Raw genomic sequence first — 17,444 nt, forward strand, 5'->3', positions numbered from 1 at the left:
CCGAAGCGGGGCAATAACGTTTAGCGATTTTTATCGTTGTAGTACGGTACACCCAGTTCATCTGATTTATCGCTACCGGCGGCCATATGATTAAAATCAAACGGCGACTGGTTGCTGGCAGATGGCATCAGCATGTCCTGATGGGCGTGATTTTGTGCCGGTAGTTGTTCCGCATAGCTTGCGCTTGCGGCCATCGTCAGGGCGACGAAAGCAACGGCAGCGAACAGTTTCATTATTTCCTCGATACGTCTTTTTGCAGGCGATTAACAGACACAGTGATTAATAGGGAACAGGTAGCGAGAGTCCTCGCGCATATTGGTCACGCGGTACTTGTGCGGTGGCACATCAAAGTAGTTTTTAAACGTCCGCGTCAGCGTCTGCTGCGATTCAAAACCGTAACGTTCGGCCAGATAGAGAATAGGCTCATTGCCTTCTTTTAACTTCTGGGCGATTTCCGTCAGTTTACGGGTGCGAATGTACTGACCTAATGAATGACCGGTCTCTTTTTTGAACATCCGCTGCAGGTGCCATTTTGAGTAACCGGAACGCTCGGACACTTTCTCAAGTGACAGAGGGGATTCCAGGTTATCTTCGATCCAGTCCAAAATGCTATGAATAGTAATAGCGTCAGTGTTACGTCTGGACATCGTCTTACCTCTTCTTCTGTTTACGGCAATATTTTTTTAAGCAGAAGTTCGAGCGTCGCAACTTCATTTGCCGTTAAGTTTTTTGTTAATTCCTGGTGCAGGTTTTGCCCAACGAGCAGGTGGCATTGTTCACAAATGGCTGCGCCTTCTGGCGTCAGCTGAATCAATACCCCGCGCTTATCATTTGGATTGGGTAACCGGGCTATCCAGCCCCGACACAACAAACGATCAAGCATGCGGGTGAGCGCGCCTAGATCCACCGAAAGGGTCTTTTTCAACTCCACGGGGGTGATACTGCCTTGACAACGGATAGAGCAAAGCACTCTGAACTGTGAGGCGGTAATCTCTTCTGGCGATAAATGCTCGTTGAGTAAGCGATCTTTTTTCTGGTTAACCATGTGAATCAGGTGCCCAAGTGGAATCATTTCATTGAAGAGATTGCTTGTGCTGTTCACAATGGTTGCCCTGGCAAGTACTTTAGTTGCGGTGGATATTATTTCTCACGCAATCATAAGTCAACTGAATGGATTGAGTGATGCCACGAATTGCTAAAACGCTTCAGATAGCCGCAAATAGGATATCCTGTACTTAGCCTGCCCGAAGCCAGATGTGCTGCGCTGGTGAGGAATGGTCTGGTGTACAGCATGTAATTTTTCGTCAAACAGACAGGATTTTGGGACGCTTATGAAGGAACTTATTCAGGCAATAGGGCTTGGGCTGGTGGTATTGCTGCCGCTGGCAAACCCTTTAACGACCGTGGCGCTGTTCCTTGGGCTCTCCGGCAATATGAATAACGCAGAGCGCAACCGGCAGTCGCTGATGGCCTCGGTTTACGTCTTCGCTATCATGATGGTGGCCTATTATGCGGGCCAGGTGGTGATGAATACATTCGGTATATCAATACCTGGGCTGCGTATTGCCGGTGGGCTGATCGTGGCCTTTATCGGTTTCCGCATGCTGTTCCCGCAGCAGAAGGCGCATGACTCGCCGGAAGCGCGCAGCAAATCGGAGGAACTGGAAGACGAACCGACGGCTAACATCGCCTTTGTCCCGCTCGCCATGCCAAGTACGGCAGGCCCGGGGACGATTGCGATGATCATCAGCTCCGCATCGACGGTGAAGCATGGGGCAAATTTCCCGGACTGGGTGATTCTGGTCGCGCCGCCGATTATCTTTGCGCTGGTGGGCATTATCCTGTGGGGATGCTTACGTAGCTCAGGGGCGATTATGCGTCTGGTAGGGAAAGGGGGGATTGAAGCGATTTCCCGTCTGATGGGCTTCCTGCTGGTGTGTATGGGCGTGCAGTTTATTATTAATGGCGTGCTGGAGATTATTACGACCTATCACGCCTGACGGATCCCGGTGTCGCCGCGCCCGCCAGGCGCAGCGACACCGGGAAGCGTATCAATGCTGGTGCGCCTGTTCCTCTAACGATGCTGCAGGCCAGCGGCGGAAAATAATCACCGAACAGATTAGCGCCGCCAGCGCCGGTGCCGCTCCCACATAACCGATCGACGACATCGACAGATGGGTGCTTATCTGGCTGCCCAGCAGCGCGCCGGCGCCAATCCCGATATTGAAAATCCCGGAGAACAGCGACATTGCCACGTCGGTGGCATCCGGGGCTAGCGCCAGCACTTTCACCTGCATCCCCAGACCAATCACCATAATGGCAACACCCCAGAAGATGCTGAGCACGGCGAGGTGAGTCGCATCCTGCGCGGCGGGAAGCAGCAACAGCAGGCAGATTAGCAGCAGGCCAATGGCGCCGTTGATCAACCCTGACGAATGTTTATTGCCGAGCTTGCCGAAGATAACGCTACCGATAATCCCCGCACCGCCCAGCACCAACAGCAGAATGGTGGCAAAATTGCCGCTCAGCCCGGCTACCGTTTGCACAAACGGCTCGATGTAGCTGTAGGCGGTGTAATGGGCGGTCACCACCACCACGGTCAGCAGATAAATGCTCATCAGCGCTGGGCGACGGAACAGCACCGGCAGGCTTTTCAGCGAGCCGGAATGTTCGCTTGGCAGCTTAGGTAACAGCTTAATCAGCGCCAGCATGGTGATGAGCGCACCTACGCCGATGGCAAAGAAGGTGGTTCGCCAGCCAAAGTATTGCCCCACGATACGCCCAATCGGAATGCCGAAGACCATTGCCAGCGCCGTGCCGGTCGCTATCAGGCTCAGCGCCTGTGCGCGCTTACCGGCTGGTGCCATTCGAATCGCCAGAGAGGCGGTAATTGACCAGAACACCGCATGGGCAAAGGCAATCCCGATACGGCTTATCACCAGCACGGTGAAGTTCCACGCCAGGAACGACAGCACGTGGCTGGCTATGAACAGAATAAAAAGCCCGATCAGCAATTTACGCCGCTCCATCTGACTGGTCAGCAGCATAAACGGCAGCGACATCAGCGCCACCACCCAGGCGTAGATGGTCAGCATGATCCCGACCTGCGCCGTCTGCATGCCAAAACTGTTGGCGATGTCGGAGAGCAGCCCAACCGGGACAAATTCAGTGGTATTGAAGATAAAAGCAGCGATAGCCAGCGTGACTACCCGAAGCCACGCGATCCGACGAGAGACCGTGTTTGTTGTCATAAAAATGCACCGGGAGCGTTAAAGAAAGGAACAGATAAGCGATCTTAAAGCGATTATTACGACAAATACAATTATTTTGTGATTAACCTCTCATTTTTGTAATTGTGTGACGTTGTCACTTTCTATGCGAGAAAGCGAGTTGCCGGTGTTCATTTTTTATGTCAGTTTGCTATCTCGCACATATGATTCAGGGGATACGCATGCACGAGATTGATTTCTTTATGGTTGATGCCTTCAGCGACCATGCTTTCGGCGGTAACGCGGCCGCGGTTTGTCTGCTTGACGACTGGCTGCCTGATGAGACGCTATTGAAAATGGCCCGTCAGCATAATCAATCGGAAACGGCGTTTATTGTTAAGCAGCACGGCGGTTTTGCCCTGCGCTGGTTTACCACCCAAAATGAAGTTAACCTCTGCGGTCACGCAACGCTTGCCAGCGCTCACGTGGTGTTTCAGCACCTTCATTATCCTGATGAACGCGTCCATTTCGACACCTTGTCCGGCCGCTTAACCGTCTCGCGCCGCGCCGAATGGCTGACGCTGGATTTCCCAGCAGGTGCGACCCACGAGGCTACGCCTCCGGCGGACATGCTGCATGCGCTGGGCATTACCCACTACCTGAATGCCCGTAAAGGCCGCGCCTGGGTGATTGAACTGGAAAACCGGCAGCAGATTGAAGCGCTGAAACCCAATATCAGCGCCATGATCCCCGGCGAACATAAGGTGTCCGTCACCGCCGCAGGCGACGGTGACTATGATTTTGTTAGCCGCTTCTTCTCACCGGGCGAAGCGGTGTGGGAAGACCCGGTCACCGGCTCTGCACACACCATGTTAATTCCGTACTGGGGCGAAAAGCTCGGTAAAACCAGGATGCTGGCGCGTCAGGTTTCCGCGCGCGGTGGCGACGTACGCTGTGAATGGGTGGGAGATCGGGTATTGATGAGCGGGGTGGCGAGAACCTATTTACAAGGGAAGGTACTGCTGGATTAATCCGTCGCCCGGACTCGGAAACCCCGACCCGTATTGCCCGGCCGGGGTTTTCTGTTGCTAGAGCATCATACCGGGAAGATAAAGATGGCGCCCGCGCACAGCGCCAGAATGCGAATCAGGTACATCGGAATGGTGAAGAGCCAAAACTCCGACATTTTGTATTTCCCCATCCCCATAATCATGGCGGGCATACCGTCAATTGGCATATAACCACCGTTCCAGCCGGATATGGTGATCGCAATAGCCGCGGCCGTTGGGTTCAGCCCTAGCCCGGTGCAGGCCGCGATGCCGATAGGCCCAAAGATAAAAATTGAGCCGATGGTTGACCCGGTAAAGGTCGCGCAGGTACTGGTTAGCAAAGCCAGGATAAGAATAAAAATGAACGGTGAAACGCTGGTGCCCAGCACGCCAGCAACGGCATTACCAATCATCGCCGTCACCCCGGTACCGGCAAGCGCGTCGGCTACTCCAATGACGCAGGCGGTCATGATGATCACCGGCGCGCCCATATGGTCGCGGACCTCTTTAAAGTCGAGTACGCCAATAAAGAGCAGAAACGCGCCTGCTAAGCCCGGTGCAATATAGGCAATATCACCTAAGGTGCTCATCAGCATCATGCCAATCACGCTGAAGAAGAACGCCCCCACGGTGCATTTCTCTTTCCATGCCGGGAGGGTTGATGCCTCATCTTCCAGCGCCGCTGCATTTTCATCTGCCGCGTCTGCAATCGGATGATTGGGCAAAAAACGGTATGCAATCAGGCTCCAGGCAAAATAGGCCGCGGACATCACCAGGTTGACCAGGGCGAATTTCATCATCGAAATTTCCTGGTTAATTCCCGATGCCTGCAGTACGGAGACGGTAACGCCGAAAAGCAGCGCAACGTTAATCGGGATCAGCGGGTGGTTAGTCGCAAAACCTAACGGCATCACAAGTTTCGAGGTGGGTAGCTTTTGGCTATATGGCAGTGATGCGATAAGCGACAGAATCAGGACGTAATACCCCGTTGCCCCAGTCCCCGCCAGGCTTGCGCCAAGCATGACGATCATCAGCAACAGAATATAGCTTTTATAGCCACCCCGGTTGAGATGCACCATCATTGCCGTTTTGATACTGCTAATCAGCCGGGTTTTTTGTAATCCCGCCATTACGACCATAAAACCCGCCAGCATAATGACGGTGGAATTCACAAACCCGGCAAAGGCTTGTTGAATCGTGGAAACCTTGCAGACGACTAACAGCAGGCAGGCAAGCAAAGGTGGTGCGCCAAAAGGAAGTTTGTCCGTCATGATCAGCACGATCATCAGGATGAGTATTCCAAGCGACAGAATCATTTCCGTGGTCATTTTCTAGCTCCTTTTTAGGCATCCAGCATGTCGCGAGGGATTTTAAAGACCGCCTTTCGCACGGTGGCAGGTGCGCCGACCAGACAAAGTGCCTGGTGCGGTTCTCCCGGCATAAAAAGAGCGAAATCTCCCACTTGCAGCGTAATGGCGACGCCTGGCGTAGCGCTGTGGGTGATAAACAGGTCCGGTTTGCGCTCTTCATCATCAAACTTCGCGACATCCTGCACGCCAGCGTGAATCAACTCGCGCCCCGACAGCATCACCTGTATATCGGCCCACTCCCGGTGATACTCCGTGTGACGTTGCTCAGTGGCTTGCGTTTGCGCGTTACCGATGGTGCAAAACCATGAGTTATCCACCGGCTGTCATCGTCCATCTTCCCGCGCGATTAAAGCGTCGAGCGAACAGTCGGGACGAGAAAGTAATTGCCGAATGGCGAGAGGGAGCCCTGCCATTGCCAGGGCGTTGAGATTGCCGATAATCATTGTGCGGCTCCTTTTATCCATTCAGGGGTAGTGCGGACGTACTTAATCGCCTGGCGGTACCAGGTGTAGGCAATATGTAAAGTGCCATCCGGGCTCTGCTTGATACTGGGATAGGAGAACTCGCGGTTGCGTTTATCCAGCGAATTGTTGGTCATGCAGTAGCCGTCGCCTTCGTCCAGGTTGCGCTGCCACGGCCAGGTTTTTCCGCCGTCATCCGAGATGGCAATGGTCATCGGTGCGCGTGGCGCTCCCCAGAAAGCGCTTTTGCCGCCCGCGGGCTGCGGCTCTTTACGGCTGTTATCACCATCGTCAATTTCGTCGTACAGCGAGGCCCGTCGTTCCAGAGCACCGGCGGCGCTCATGGCGTTAAAGACCAGCGCCAGTTCGCCGCTGGCAAGCGTTGTCACCTGAATAGAGGAGTTGTTGTTCGGCAGGTTGGTCGCTTCGGGGATGGACCAGCTTTCGCCGCCATCCGTGGAGTGACTGGCATAGATATGGTCGGCCCAGCGGCTGCGAAACAGCGCCAGCAGCGTGCCGTCAGAGAGTGGGGTGATATTCATATGCACGCATCCAAGGCTCCGGGGGACAATGACATCCCCCCAGGTTTTTCCCTTATCGGCGGAAATCTTCACCGCGCTGATGTCATCATTGCCGACCCATTTTTCGCCTGGCTGGGTGCGGCAGTAAAATACGGGCAGTAACCAATGACCGTTCTCCAGTACCACGATAGGCTGGCGGATGAACGTTCCCGGTTGGTCAAGCAGCGTGGCGGTTTCTCCCCAACTGAGCCCGAGGTCGTGCGACTGGCGGTAACGGACAATCGCGGTATCCTGATTGCCGGAGAACTGTGCGGTCCACAGCAGCCACAGCACGTTGTCCGGGTCCAGAAACAGCACCGGGTTTTGCTCAGAACGGGTGTTGTCGTGAGACAGTTTAACGGCCTCGCTCCATTGCTTACTGCCGGGCGCCAGCCGCGATCCCCAGACGGAGATATCGGCTACGCCCTCCTGGGTGCCGCCGAACCATACGCACAGCAGCGCACCGTCCGGCAGGGGTAATAGATTAGCGGCATGGTTTTGCGGGCAGGTCGACGGCAGCATGGCGGTGGCAACCTGCGTGTCGTGACGGTCATGACGAATAATACCGTCACGAATAAGGGTTACAGACATAATCAGACTCCATTTTATTTTTCAGGGTTTTATTTATTCAGTTCTAAGGTTTCAAACGATTTATGCGTATTTGTTGTTTTAATGAGTCGCCGGTTGCGCACAATATTGATAATTTCCACGGTCAGAGAGAAGAAGATAGCGAAATAGAGATAGCCTTTAGCAATATGGATATTGACGCTGTCCGCCAGTAGTAACACACCGACAAACAGCAGGAAGGTTAATGCCAGTATTTTTATTGAAGGCGTATTATTGACGAAATCACCGATAGCTTTAGCGGCAAACATCATCACGCCGACCGCTATCATTACTGCCGCCACCATAATAAAGATATGCTGCGATAACCCCACGGCGGTAATCACTGAGTCAAGACTGAACACGATATCCAATAACATAATCTGGACAATTGCGCCCATCAGAGTGAGTTGACGCTTATCATCGTCATGCTGCTCTTGTTCCTGGCGGATTTCGGCCAGAATCTCCTGGAGCGATTTGTAGATCAGGAACAGGCCGCCGGCAAAGAGAATCATCGTGCGCAGCGAGACCGGGAAGTGCCCGATAGTCAACAGGGGGGCGGTGATATGCGCTAACCAGGCGATGGAGATAAGCAGCAGAATCCGCATTATCATCGCGCCGCCAAGCCCCAGTTTTCGCGCCATGTTCTGCTGCGCTAGCGGTAGTTTTGCCACAACCAGTGAAAGAAATATAATATTATCGACCCCGAGAATAATCTCCAGAAACGTTAGCGTGACTAACGTTAACCATATGTCGGGGTCGAACAGCCATATAAACATTGACAAAGCCCTTTCGCAGAATGGTAGGGTGCCAGTAAGCAACCCGTTATTTATTAAAATACTGCAGACTGAGAACGTATAAATAGAGCTTCCAAATAATAACAATTATCAATAAATGATCTGTCCAGTGAGTGACAATAATATCTTCAGCATGCATTTATTTAACGCGTCATTGCGTTTGAATCTTTCTGGTATTTCTGGTTGGGAATGCCGTTCCCAACCGTGTTATTCGGTGAAACAATTAATCGTAAAATAGAGTGAAATATGCGACGTGATTAACAATACGGCGCGCCGAGCTGTTTTATTTGCTGCTGCTGGGCCGGAGTAAACGCGACTGCGTAGCGGCTCTCTCCGACGTTGTGACCGTTAAGCTGCAGCGTTTTTTTCACTACCGCAGGTGAGAACGCGATTTTGTAGAGTTCGGTGCGCAGGACGGTCACCTTTTCCTGAGCCTGCCGTGAACCTTCAATATCGCCCGCCTGAAAACGGGACCAGATAGCGTTAATCTCTTTTGCCGCGACGTTGGCCAGGCCGGAAATACAGGCAGAGCAGCCGTCTACATAGCCCTGATGAATCAGCGAATCCGGGCCGTTCAAAATCGAGAAATTCGGGATATCGCGCACGGCATCAAGGAAACCCTTCAGGCTCTCGTAGCTCCCCGCGCTGTCCTTAAGGCCAATAATGTTCGGATGTTGCGCTAACTGGCGTGCCGTCTGCGGCTCAATGGTGTTGCCGGTGCGCGCAGGAATGTTGTAGAGGAACATCGGAACGCTCAGGGCGTCGGCGATGGCGCTATAGTGCGTAACCAGTTCATCCTGTTTCAGGGGAACAAACCACGGGGTAATAACTGAGACGGCATCCACGCCCAGTTGGCCAATGCGCTGACCGAGACGGATAGTTTCCCGCGTGGAGACTTCGCCAATGTGGGCAACGACCGGCACGCGTCCTGCGGCGGCCTCGACGCAGGCACTCGCCACCGCGACTTTCTCATCTTCATTGAGCACAAAAAACTCGCCGTTGGTGCCGCCGCAGAAAATGCCGTTCCCGGCGTCAATCTGCCGATTAACCTGATGTTTAAGCTCGGGAATATTCAGCGCACCGTCGTTATCGAAAGGGGTGACGATGGCGGTTAATACGCCGGTAACTGAGTGACTCATAATGGATTCCTTGTTTGGGATTAGCACGTCGGAAAGAGCGTACGATAGATAGCCTGAACATCGTCCTTGCTGACGTGGCAGGGGGCGTTATTGAGCAGGCGCTTCACGTTGAGTGCCGCTTCGCTCAGGGAATCAATACTCTCTGGAGGCACGCCGAGAGCGAGCAGGCTATCGGGAAGCGCCAGTCGTTTGACTAAGGCCGCCAGCCAGTCAACCAGCGCATAGGATTTCTCTTGCGTACTTAATGAACGATCCGCATCGGGGATCAGATCCCAGACCTGCGCGAATTTTTCCTCGGCGTGAGGGCGAACCACGGCCATGCAAGGGGCCAGCAGGATAGCGTTCGCCACGCCGTGCGGCAGGTGCCAGGTTCCACCAAGCGGGTAGGAAAGGGCATGAACCAGGTGCGTTCCCGCATGGTTTATCGCCACGCCGCCATAATAGGACGCCCACAGCATCTCCAGCCTGGCGGCTAAATTGTCGGGCTGCTGTACTGAAAGGTCGATATAGCGAACCAGTTTATGCAGACCGATAAGCGCGGCGTTATCGCTCACCGGGTTCGCTACCGTAGCCGTAAAACATTCGAGCAAATGGCACAGCGCATCAATTCCCGTCGATGCGGCAATATGCGCCGGCATGCTGGTGGTTAACTCTGGCAACAGCGCGACGTAATCAGGTAGCAGCACCGGGGAGATAATGCCGACTTTGGTATTTTACTCAGGGACCGCCAGAATGGCGTTGGGCGTGGCTTCCGAACCGGTGCCTGCCGTCGCGGGAATCAATAATGACGCGATCTTATGCGTTGGCTTTTCACCGTTCAGCAGCGCATCCAGGCCGGGAGACTGTGGATGTAAAAGCACCGACAGCAGCTTGGCCACGTCCAGCACGCTGCCACCGCCAATGCCTACCACCAGTTCGGTTTGCCAGATGCTGGCAACGTTATGAATCTGCGCCATATCGTGCTGGGTTGGTTCTGCCGGTACGGTATCAATGACCTGCACCTCTTTGCCGTTCGCCGTCAGGAGTGCGTGGATCGCCGTCGTGGCGGCCAGCTTTCCGACGTTGCTATCGGTGACCAGCAACACCTTTTTCTTTTCTGGCAATAACGACGTCAGGGCGCTGAACGCCCCGGCTCCGCTGATAAGCGTACTGTTTATGGTAGCCACTCTCTTCTCCTGTGTGTGATTGAAATCAATCAATCTGATAGCAATGCGGATAACAACATGGCGAGAATTTATAATTTATCCCGCGCTTTAATAACTTGAAGTTGCTCACACTTAATCAAATGTGATTGAATATAATCAATTCAGAAATTCAACGGTGCAAAAAGGGAAAACCATGCAGTTCTGCGATAACAAGGTTTTGGTCCTGGCGGACGACTTTACCGGCGCCAACGATGCTGGGGTCAGCCTGGCGGAAACCGGTATGCGGGTTGATGTTGCGTTTGATGAACATTACCTGGGGGATGCGCAGGCGCTGATCCTCAATAGCGACAGTCGGGCGCTAACAAAAACTGAGGCGGTACGGCGGGTTAGCGCGTTACTGCAAAAGAGGGGGGCGTCGCTTGCGTCGCGCTGGGTGGTAAAGAAAATCGACTCTACCTTACGCGGTAACGTGGGGGCGGAGATTGAAACCATGATGCAGGCGCTGGCGTGTTCGCTTGCCATTGTTGCCCCAGCGTATCCGTCGGCGGGGCGGGTGACGCAAGGGGGCCGTTGTTATGTAAACGGCGTACTGCTTACCGAGACTGAGTTTGCCAGCGACCCGAAAACCCCCGTCACGCATGCCGATATTGCCACCCTGATTACGCAGCAAAGTCAGTTGCCATGTCGAGCTATCGCGCTCAGTGAACTGGATAACACGCTGTCTCATAGCATGACCTCGGGGGAGATAGCGATCGTTGATGCGCAAACCGATGCGGACCTCAACGCCATCGTTGCCGGGATTGCCCGTAGCCAACGCCGCGTTCTGCTGGTGGGTTCTGGCGGCATCTGTGACGCGCTGGCTCGCCATCTTGCCCATCGCCAGCACGGGCCGCTGTTGGCTGTCGTAGGGTCGATGAGTGAAATCGCTCAACAACAAATTGCCGTGCTGCATGGTCACCCTCGAGTGCGGCAGATAACTATCGACGTTGAGCAGGCATTCACCGGCAACACGACAGATGATGCACAGCGGATCGCTGAGGTGATTCAACGCGGCCTGCACTGTGTGGTGACAACCACGGTGGATGCCCAAACGCGGGAGCGCATTAGCGAACAGTGCCGGGTGCGTGGCGTCACGCGGGCCGAACTTGGCGAGCGGATCTGCCGTCACCTGGCGCAGTTGGTTAATGCAACGCTGCAGAGCAGCCAACCCGGCGCGCTGTATCTGTCCGGTGGCGATGTCGCTATCGCGGTGGCAACCGCGCTGAATGCGACCGGGTTTCAAATTACAGGCCGTGTGGCGCAGTGCGTGCCGTACGGCCATTTTCTTGGCAGCCACTGGCAACGTCCGGTAATGACCAAAGCAGGCGGATTCGGCAGCGAAACCACGTTGCGTGAAGTCGTAGATTCTATTGAGGAGAAAATGAGTGACTAACATCATTGCAGTAACGATGGGCGACCCGGCGGGCATTGGCCCGGAGATCATTATTAAATCGCTAACGGAAGGGGATTTGAACGGTGCGCCGGTGGTAGTGGTGGGATGCGTCGAGACTTTTCGTCGCATACTGGCATTAGGGATCACACCGCACGCCGAGTTGCTGGTGATTGAGCGTCCTTCGCAGGCGCGGTTTACTCCAGGCACGATCAACGTTATCAATGAACCGCTGGCTAACCCGCAGGCGCTTAAACCTGGAGTGGTGCAGGCGCAGGCCGGGGACCTGGCCTATCGTTGTATCAAACGCGCCACGGAACTGGCGATGGCCGGTGAGGTTTTCGCGATTGCCACCGCGCCGCTCAATAAAGAGGCGCTGCATCTGGGGGGGCATGATTACCCGGGGCATACTGAAATGCTGGCGCATCTGACGCACACCAAAGATTACGCCATGGTGCTCTATACCGATAAGCTCAAAGTCATCCATATTTCTACCCATGTGGCGCTGCGTAAATTCCTGGATAACCTTAACCAACAGCGTGTTGAGACGGTGATTGGTATTGCTGACCGCTTCCTGCGGCGTGTGGGTTACCGCCAGCCGCGTATCGCCGTTGCGGGCGTCAATCCGCATGCTGGGGAGAATGGACTGTTCGGTGATGAAGAGATTCGCATCATTGGCCCGGCCGTAAACGCAATGCAAGCGCAGGGCATCCAGGTGACGGGGCCCTGTCCACCGGATACGGTCTTTATGCAATGTCACGAAGGGTTGTATGACATGGTGGTGGCGATGTACCACGATCAGGGGCATATTCCGCTGAAGCTGTTAGGCTTTTATGATGGGGTGAACATCACTGCCGGACTGCCGTTTATTCGTACCTCGGCCGATCACGGCACCGCGTTTGATATTGCCTGGACAGGTAAAGCTAAGTCTGAGAGCATGGCAACCTCCATTGCGCTCGCCATGCAAATAGCACAGGAATAACATGAAGGGATATAACCGGTTAGAGCAGATTATGGACTTTCTCAAAAGCCATAATCTGGTCACAGTCGACCAACTGGTCGCGGCGACGAATGCGTCACCCGCCACGATTCGCCGCGACCTGATTAAACTCGATCAGGAAGGGGTTATCAGCCGAACGCACGGCGGCGTTACGCTTAACCGGTTTATTCCTATCCAGCCCACGACGGTTGAAAAATCGCAGCGTAGTCCACAGGAAAAACAGGCGATTGCCACCGCAGCTGCGGCGATGGTGAAAGCGGGTGATGCTATCGTGCTGGATGCCGGTACCACCATGATTGAGCTGGCGCGGCAGATTACCCACCTGCCGCTGCGCGTGATCACCAGCGATCTGCATATCGCGCTGTTTCTGGCGGAATTTAAACAAATTGAGGTCACCATTATTGGCGGCCGCATTGACGATAGCAGCCAGTCCTGTATTGGCGATCATGGTCGACGCTTATTGCAGAACATCTGGCCCGATCTGGCATTTTTAAGCTGCAACGGATGGGATCTGGAGAAAGGCATTACTTCGCCGACGGAAGAGAAGGCCGCGTTGAAGCGCGATCTCATTGCGAACGCCCGCCGCCGGGTGCTGTTAGCCGATAGCTCAAAATACGGCGCCTGGTCGCTGTTTAATATCGTGCATCTGGATTCGCTGACCGACATCATCACCGACCGTCACTTGAGCGACGACACGCGTCTGGCGCTGGAAAACAGGAAACCCCGGCTAACCATTGCGGGCTAACCGGGTCGTCTGAGCTACGGTAGCAGCGTAATATTCGCCTTAATAATCTCCACCGAGCGGGCAAACTTCTCCTGCTCCTCGGCGGCGAGCTGCAGCTCAATAATCTGCTGTACGCCGTTTTGCGCCAGCACGGCGGGAACGCCGATGGCAACGCCTTCAACGCCGTACTCCCCGTCCAGAATGCAGGAAATCGCCAGCGCGCGGTGGCTGCCGGTAAAGATATTACGGCAGATTTCGGCAATGGTTCCGGCAATACCGTACTCGGTGCAGCCTTTCCCGGCGTAAATCTCAAAGCCTGACTTACGAACCCTATCGGCCATCGATTCACGATCCAGCGCTTTACCGGTGCGCTGCAGATAGACGTTCTCGATAGGCGAACCGTATACCGACGAGTGCGACCATACCGGGAACTGGCTGTCGCCGTGCTCGCCGAGAATGAACGCGTCGATGCTTTGCGCACCAATATCCAGATCCTGAGCCAGCTTGCGGCGCAGACGCGTGGTATCGAGCCATACGCCGGTACCGATAACCTGACTGCGCGGCAGGCCAGAAAGCTGCCACACCTGCCAGGTGATAATGTCGCAGGGGTTGGTGGCAATCAGGAAAATACCGTTAAAGCCACCGGCCATCATCTGCGGCACGATGCTATGCACAATGTTGGCCGTACTTTTCAGCTCATCGAGACGCGTCTGGCCGGGCTTCAGCGCACCGCCGGAGACGGTAATCACCGCAATATCCACATCGGCGCAGTCGCTGGCATCGCGACAGGAGATGGTCATCATGCCGGGCATATAGGCCGCGGCATCGCTGAGATCCTGTGCGTGCGCTTCGGCACGAGTCTTATTCAGGTCGACCAGGATTAATTCTTCGCAAATATTCTGATTCAGCAGCGCGTAAGCGGCTGATGCGCCGACGTTACCGGCACCGATGATCATGACTTTACGGGCTTTCGTGTTCATGGTTATTCCAGTACAGGGACAAATAACAGTGGATAAAACTACTCGTTAACAACCGGTTAGCGCAATAGCCGAGGCAAATTATAAGTTAATGCTATGAGACTAAACGATGGTGAATGCTAGAGTAGAAAAACAACAATAAAACAGGACCCTGCAACCATGTACACGACAGTGATAACCCAATCTACCGACCCCGCCGTCAACGCCCTGATAGCCGAGCTTGACCGCTATCAAAGTACGCTCTACCCCGAGGAGAGCAATCATCTGTTGGATCTCACTTCGTTGCCGCAGAACCAGCTTATCGTGATGCTTCTCCGTAAAGGAGAAGAGGCCGTCGGCTGTGGGGCGATTGTGCTGGATGATGCGGGGCGCGGTGAGATGAAGCGGGTCTTTATCAACCCGACGCATCGTGGTCAGCGGCTGGGGGAAAAGCTGCTGGCAGAACTTGAAACCGCCGCATTGCAGCGCGGTTGCCGCACGCTGCAACTGGAGACGGGAATTCACCAGCATGCGGCTATCTGCCTGTACCAGCGCTGCGGCTATGAAGTGTGTGACGCTTTTGCGCCGTATCAGCCGGACCCGCTCAGCGTCTTTATGGTGAAACCGCTGGCTCATCCAGTAACGCAATAAAGGCTTCCAGCTGGCGGCTCATCGCCCCGCGTCGCCAGACAAGGCAGGTCGTCAGCCAGCGCCACTTCTCTGCCAGTGGCCATGCTTCTACCTGATGATGTCCCGGCATGCTTTCCAGCATGCTGCGCGGCATTAACGCCAGCCCGGCTCCGGCAATCACGCAGGCCAGCATTCCGTGATAGGACTCCATCTCATGTATACGCCCCGGCGTTGCCTGGTCGGCATGGAACCAGCTTTCGAAATGTCGACGGTAAGAGCAGTTGGCGCGAAACGCATAGATACTGGCACCGTTGACCTCACTCGCGCGGGTAATCGGCGGATGCCCGTGGGCGGCGACAATCATCATCTCCTCCGGGTAGACCGGCATCCCATCCAACCCAGGATGCATCACCGGCCCATCGACGAATGCGGCGCTGAGCGTGCCTTCCAGCACACCATCGGTCATGGTGCCAGATGGGCCGGTGGCTAAATCAAACTGAATTCGCGGATAACGCTGGTTATAGCGGGCCAGCGTTTCGGGAATGCGTACAGCGGCAGTACTCTCCAGCGCGCCGAGAGAAAATAGCCCCTGCGGCTCATCGCCAGCGACCACCATGCGGGCTTCGTCAACCAGCGAGAGGATCTGCTGGCTATAGCGTAGAAAGCTATGCCCGGCCGGCGACAGACGCAGCCGCTGGTTCTCACGAATGAACAGCTCGACGCCAAGATCCGCTTCCAGCTGGCGAATACGGGTCGTCAGGTTGGAGGGCACGCGATGCACCCGCTGGGCGGCCTGGGTAATGCTGCCGGTCTCAGCAACGGCGTTAAACATCTCAAGCTGGGTTAAATCCATAGCATTCTCATATTGTGAATGGTTCGGTTAATATTATTCATTTTTCATAAATGGCAGGATAGGCGAAACTGTCATCACTACGCAATTAATTGAGAGAGAAATAAGATGACTTCACCTGCAACGCACGCTGTCTCTATTAACCCGGCAAATGGCGAAACCATCGCTTCGCTGCCGTGGGCAACCGGCCCGGAGGTGGATATTGCCATTACGCTGGCGGATACCGCGTTTCGTCAATGGCGTAAGACGGCAATTGAGCAACGCGCTGACGCACTGCGCGCGATAGGCCGCGTGCTGCGTGAACGTGGTGAAGAGATGGCGCAATGCATCACCCGCGAAATGGGTAAGCCGATCAAACAGGCGCGTGGTGAAGTGGCGAAATCAGCCCATCTGTGCGACTGGTATGCCGAACACGGCCCGGCGATGCTGGCTACCGAATCTACCCAGGTTGAGAACAATCAGGCGGTGATTGAATACCGTCCGCTTGGCCCGGTACTGGCGATCATGCCGTGGAACTTCCCGCTGTGGCAGGTGCTGCGCGGGGCGGTGCCTATTTTACTCGCAGGTAATAGCTATATCCTGAAGCATGCCCCTAACGTAATGGGCTGTGCGGCGCTGATTGGCGATATCGTGGCGCAGGCGGGCGTTCCGGCGGGCGTGTTTAGTTGGGTTAACGCGACTAACGACGGCGTGACGCAGATGATCAACGACCCGCGCATTGCGGCAGTTACCGTGACTGGTAGCGTGCGTGCCGGTAAAGCGATTGGTGCTCAGGCCGGTGCGGCGCTGAAAAAATGCGTGCTGGAGCTGGGCGGTTCCGATCCGTTTATCGTCCTGAACGATGCCGATATCGAAATGGCGGTGCAGGCGGCGGTGATTGGCCGTTATCAGAATACCGGGCAGGTTTGCGCGGCGGCGAAACGCTTTATCGTCGAAGCGGGCATTGCTGATCAGTTTACCGAGAAGTTTGTTGCGGCAGCGGCGGCGCTCAAAATGGGTGAGCCGACTGACGAAGAGAACTATCTGGGTCCAATGGCGCGTTTTGACCTGCGCGATGAACTGCATAACCAGGTGATGGCAACCGTGAATGAGGGCGCATCGCTGCTGCTCGGCGGCGAACTGCTGAGTAGTGAGGGTAACTACTACCCGGCGACCGTATTGGCGAACGTGGCGCCGACCATGACCGCCTTCCGTCAGGAGATGTTTGGCCCGGTGGCGGCGATTACCGTCGCCCGTGACGCTGACCATGCGCTGGCGCTGGCAAATGATAGCGAGTTTGGCCTGTCGGCGACCGTCTTTACCAACGATACGGCGCAGGCCCAGCGCTTTGCGGATGAACTGGAGTGCGGCGGGGTGTTTATCAATGGCTATAGCGCCAGCGATGCCCGTGTTGCGTTTGGAGGGGTGAAGAAAAGCGGCTTTGGTCGTGAGCTGTCGCACTTCGGTCTGCGCGAGTTCTGTAATGTGCAGACGGTATGGAAAGATCGTCACTAAGCGAAACGACGTAGCCCTTAGGCTCTGC

At 55.0% G+C, this 17,444-nt stretch carries 17 protein-coding genes and 2 pseudogenes; 7 read left to right on the plus strand and 12 right to left on the minus strand.

What is annotated here, in order from left to right:
• Positions 1 to 20 precede the first annotated feature (20 nt).
• Genes marB through marR form a run of 3 tightly spaced genes read right to left on the minus strand, consistent with a single transcriptional unit; the run spans position 21 to position 1,102 of the window.
• Positions 21 to 233: a multiple antibiotic resistance protein MarB gene (gene marB / locus ACLGE8_RS00295; RefSeq protein WP_185669037.1), complete on the minus strand. Its 213-nt coding sequence runs from the start codon at positions 231 to 233 to the stop codon at positions 21 to 23.
• A gap of 30 nt (positions 234 to 263) precedes the next feature.
• Entirely contained in the window at positions 264 to 647 is a 384-nt protein-coding gene (marA, locus tag ACLGE8_RS00300; RefSeq protein WP_035895737.1) for an MDR efflux pump AcrAB transcriptional activator MarA, read from the minus strand.
• Between the two features lie 20 nt (positions 648 to 667).
• Positions 668 to 1,102 carry a multiple antibiotic resistance transcriptional regulator MarR gene (marR, locus tag ACLGE8_RS00305; RefSeq protein WP_185669036.1) on the minus strand — a complete coding sequence of 145 codons (435 nt, stop codon included), beginning with the start codon at positions 1,100 to 1,102 and terminating at the stop codon, positions 668 to 670.
• Between the two features lie 229 nt (positions 1,103 to 1,331).
• Here marR and ACLGE8_RS00310 point away from each other — a divergent pair, with 229 nt between their 5' ends.
• Complete coding sequence (locus tag ACLGE8_RS00310) at positions 1,332 to 2,000, plus strand: MarC family NAAT transporter (RefSeq protein WP_220440156.1); 669 nt, start codon at positions 1,332 to 1,334, stop codon at positions 1,998 to 2,000.
• 51 nt (positions 2,001 to 2,051) lie between these two features.
• On the opposite strand, the gene ACLGE8_RS00315 is transcribed toward ACLGE8_RS00310, so the two are convergent.
• Positions 2,052 to 3,251 carry a sugar transporter gene (locus ACLGE8_RS00315; RefSeq protein ID WP_410995757.1) on the minus strand — a complete coding sequence of 400 codons (1,200 nt, stop codon included), beginning with the start codon at positions 3,249 to 3,251 and terminating at the stop codon, positions 2,052 to 2,054.
• 200 nt (positions 3,252 to 3,451) lie between these two features.
• Here ACLGE8_RS00315 and ACLGE8_RS00320 point away from each other — a divergent pair, with 200 nt between their 5' ends.
• Positions 3,452 to 4,240, plus strand: coding sequence for a PhzF family phenazine biosynthesis protein (locus tag ACLGE8_RS00320; RefSeq protein ID WP_410995758.1), 789 nt, complete (start codon positions 3,452 to 3,454; stop codon positions 4,238 to 4,240).
• Between the two features lie 65 nt (positions 4,241 to 4,305).
• Here the strand turns inward: ACLGE8_RS00320 and ACLGE8_RS00325 are convergent, their stop codons facing one another.
• The 6 genes and pseudogenes from ACLGE8_RS00325 to ACLGE8_RS00350 form a co-directional block, all read right to left on the minus strand.
• Positions 4,306 to 5,586 carry an SLC13 family permease gene (locus tag ACLGE8_RS00325; RefSeq protein ID WP_410995759.1) on the minus strand — a complete coding sequence of 427 codons (1,281 nt, stop codon included), beginning with the start codon at positions 5,584 to 5,586 and terminating at the stop codon, positions 4,306 to 4,308.
• Between the two features lie 14 nt (positions 5,587 to 5,600).
• A pseudogene (locus tag ACLGE8_RS00330) lies at positions 5,601 to 6,071 on the minus strand (YhcH/YjgK/YiaL family protein).
• Entirely contained in the window at positions 6,068 to 7,240 is a 1,173-nt protein-coding gene (locus ACLGE8_RS00335) for a sialidase family protein (RefSeq protein WP_410995760.1), read from the minus strand. Before ACLGE8_RS00335 ends, ACLGE8_RS00330 begins: the two are co-directional and overlap by 4 nt.
• Before the next feature lie 29 nt (positions 7,241 to 7,269).
• Complete coding sequence (locus ACLGE8_RS00340; RefSeq protein WP_410995761.1) at positions 7,270 to 8,031, minus strand: TerC family protein; 762 nt, start codon at positions 8,029 to 8,031, stop codon at positions 7,270 to 7,272.
• 275 nt (positions 8,032 to 8,306) lie between these two features.
• Positions 8,307 to 9,188, minus strand: a complete 882-nt coding sequence (locus tag ACLGE8_RS00345) for a dihydrodipicolinate synthase family protein (protein ID WP_410995762.1) — start codon at positions 9,186 to 9,188, stop codon at positions 8,307 to 8,309.
• Positions 9,189 to 9,208: 20 nt separating this feature from the next.
• Positions 9,209 to 10,354: pseudogene (locus tag ACLGE8_RS00350) on the minus strand (iron-containing alcohol dehydrogenase).
• 172 nt (positions 10,355 to 10,526) lie between these two features.
• On the opposite strand from ACLGE8_RS00350, the gene dtnK reads away from it, so the two are divergent.
• The 3 genes from dtnK to ACLGE8_RS00365 are packed head-to-tail and all read left to right on the plus strand — an operon-like array spanning position 10,527 to position 13,507.
• A complete protein-coding gene (dtnK, locus tag ACLGE8_RS00355) occupies positions 10,527 to 11,765 on the plus strand; it encodes a D-threonate kinase (protein WP_410996079.1) in 1,239 nt (412 codons plus the stop codon).
• Positions 11,758 to 12,744: a D-threonate 4-phosphate dehydrogenase gene (locus tag ACLGE8_RS00360; RefSeq protein ID WP_410995763.1), complete on the plus strand. Its 987-nt coding sequence runs from the start codon at positions 11,758 to 11,760 to the stop codon at positions 12,742 to 12,744. Before dtnK ends, ACLGE8_RS00360 begins: the two co-directional genes overlap by 8 nt.
• Before the next feature lies 1 nt (position 12,745).
• Positions 12,746 to 13,507: a DeoR/GlpR family DNA-binding transcription regulator gene (locus ACLGE8_RS00365; protein ID WP_410995764.1), complete on the plus strand. Its 762-nt coding sequence runs from the start codon at positions 12,746 to 12,748 to the stop codon at positions 13,505 to 13,507.
• A 14-nt stretch (positions 13,508 to 13,521) separates the two neighbouring features.
• On the opposite strand, the gene ACLGE8_RS00370 is transcribed toward ACLGE8_RS00365, so the two are convergent.
• Positions 13,522 to 14,466, minus strand: a complete 945-nt coding sequence (locus tag ACLGE8_RS00370) for an L-lactate dehydrogenase (RefSeq protein ID WP_410995765.1) — start codon at positions 14,464 to 14,466, stop codon at positions 13,522 to 13,524.
• Between the two features lie 156 nt (positions 14,467 to 14,622).
• On the opposite strand from ACLGE8_RS00370, the gene ACLGE8_RS00375 reads away from it, so the two are divergent.
• Positions 14,623 to 15,093, plus strand: a complete 471-nt coding sequence (locus tag ACLGE8_RS00375) for a GNAT family N-acetyltransferase (protein ID WP_410995766.1) — start codon at positions 14,623 to 14,625, stop codon at positions 15,091 to 15,093.
• Here the strand turns inward: ACLGE8_RS00375 and ptrR are convergent.
• The gene (gene ptrR, locus ACLGE8_RS00380; RefSeq protein WP_410995767.1) at positions 15,056 to 15,925 is read right to left on the minus strand and encodes a putrescine utilization regulator PtrR; all 870 of its coding nucleotides are present in this window, start codon (positions 15,923 to 15,925) and stop codon (positions 15,056 to 15,058) included. The two genes, ACLGE8_RS00375 and ptrR, sit on opposite strands and share 38 nt — an antisense overlap.
• A 105-nt stretch (positions 15,926 to 16,030) precedes the next feature.
• Here ptrR and sad point away from each other — a divergent pair, with 105 nt between their 5' ends.
• On the plus strand, positions 16,031 to 17,416 hold the full coding sequence (gene sad / locus ACLGE8_RS00385; protein WP_410995768.1) for a succinate-semialdehyde dehydrogenase: 1,386 nt from the start codon (positions 16,031 to 16,033) through the stop codon (positions 17,414 to 17,416).
• Positions 17,417 to 17,444: the final 28 nt, after the last annotated feature.

This window comes from Kluyvera sp. 142486 (assembly GCF_046569695.1).
GTDB lineage: Bacteria > Pseudomonadota > Gammaproteobacteria > Enterobacterales > Enterobacteriaceae > Kluyvera.

Bases quoted from the DNA above. Each gene is read 5' to 3' on its own strand.
- marB (WP_185669037.1), bottom strand. From the start codon at position 233: ATGAAACTGTTCGCTGCCGTTGCTTTCGTCGCCCTGACGATGGCCGCA.
- marA (WP_035895737.1), bottom strand. From the start codon at position 647: ATGTCCAGACGTAACACTGACGCTATTACTATTCATAGCATTTTGGAC.
- ACLGE8_RS00310 (WP_220440156.1), top strand. From the start codon at position 1,332: ATGAAGGAACTTATTCAGGCAATAGGGCTTGGGCTGGTGGTATTGCTG.
- ACLGE8_RS00315 (WP_410995757.1), bottom strand. From the start codon at position 3,251: ATGACAACAAACACGGTCTCTCGTCGGATCGCGTGGCTTCGGGTAGTC.
- ACLGE8_RS00320 (WP_410995758.1), top strand. From the start codon at position 3,452: ATGCACGAGATTGATTTCTTTATGGTTGATGCCTTCAGCGACCATGCT.
- ACLGE8_RS00325 (WP_410995759.1), bottom strand. From the start codon at position 5,586: ATGACCACGGAAATGATTCTGTCGCTTGGAATACTCATCCTGATGATC.
- ACLGE8_RS00335 (WP_410995760.1), bottom strand. From the start codon at position 7,240: ATGTCTGTAACCCTTATTCGTGACGGTATTATTCGTCATGACCGTCAC.
- ACLGE8_RS00340 (WP_410995761.1), bottom strand. From the start codon at position 8,031: ATGTTTATATGGCTGTTCGACCCCGACATATGGTTAACGTTAGTCACG.
- ACLGE8_RS00345 (WP_410995762.1), bottom strand. From the start codon at position 9,188: ATGAGTCACTCAGTTACCGGCGTATTAACCGCCATCGTCACCCCTTTC.
- dtnK (WP_410996079.1), top strand. From the start codon at position 10,527: ATGCAGTTCTGCGATAACAAGGTTTTGGTCCTGGCGGACGACTTTACC.
- ACLGE8_RS00365 (WP_410995764.1), top strand. From the start codon at position 12,746: ATGAAGGGATATAACCGGTTAGAGCAGATTATGGACTTTCTCAAAAGC.
- ACLGE8_RS00370 (WP_410995765.1), bottom strand. From the start codon at position 14,466: ATGAACACGAAAGCCCGTAAAGTCATGATCATCGGTGCCGGTAACGTC.
- ACLGE8_RS00375 (WP_410995766.1), top strand. From the start codon at position 14,623: ATGTACACGACAGTGATAACCCAATCTACCGACCCCGCCGTCAACGCC.
- ptrR (WP_410995767.1), bottom strand. From the start codon at position 15,925: ATGGATTTAACCCAGCTTGAGATGTTTAACGCCGTTGCTGAGACCGGC.
- sad (WP_410995768.1), top strand. From the start codon at position 16,031: ATGACTTCACCTGCAACGCACGCTGTCTCTATTAACCCGGCAAATGGC.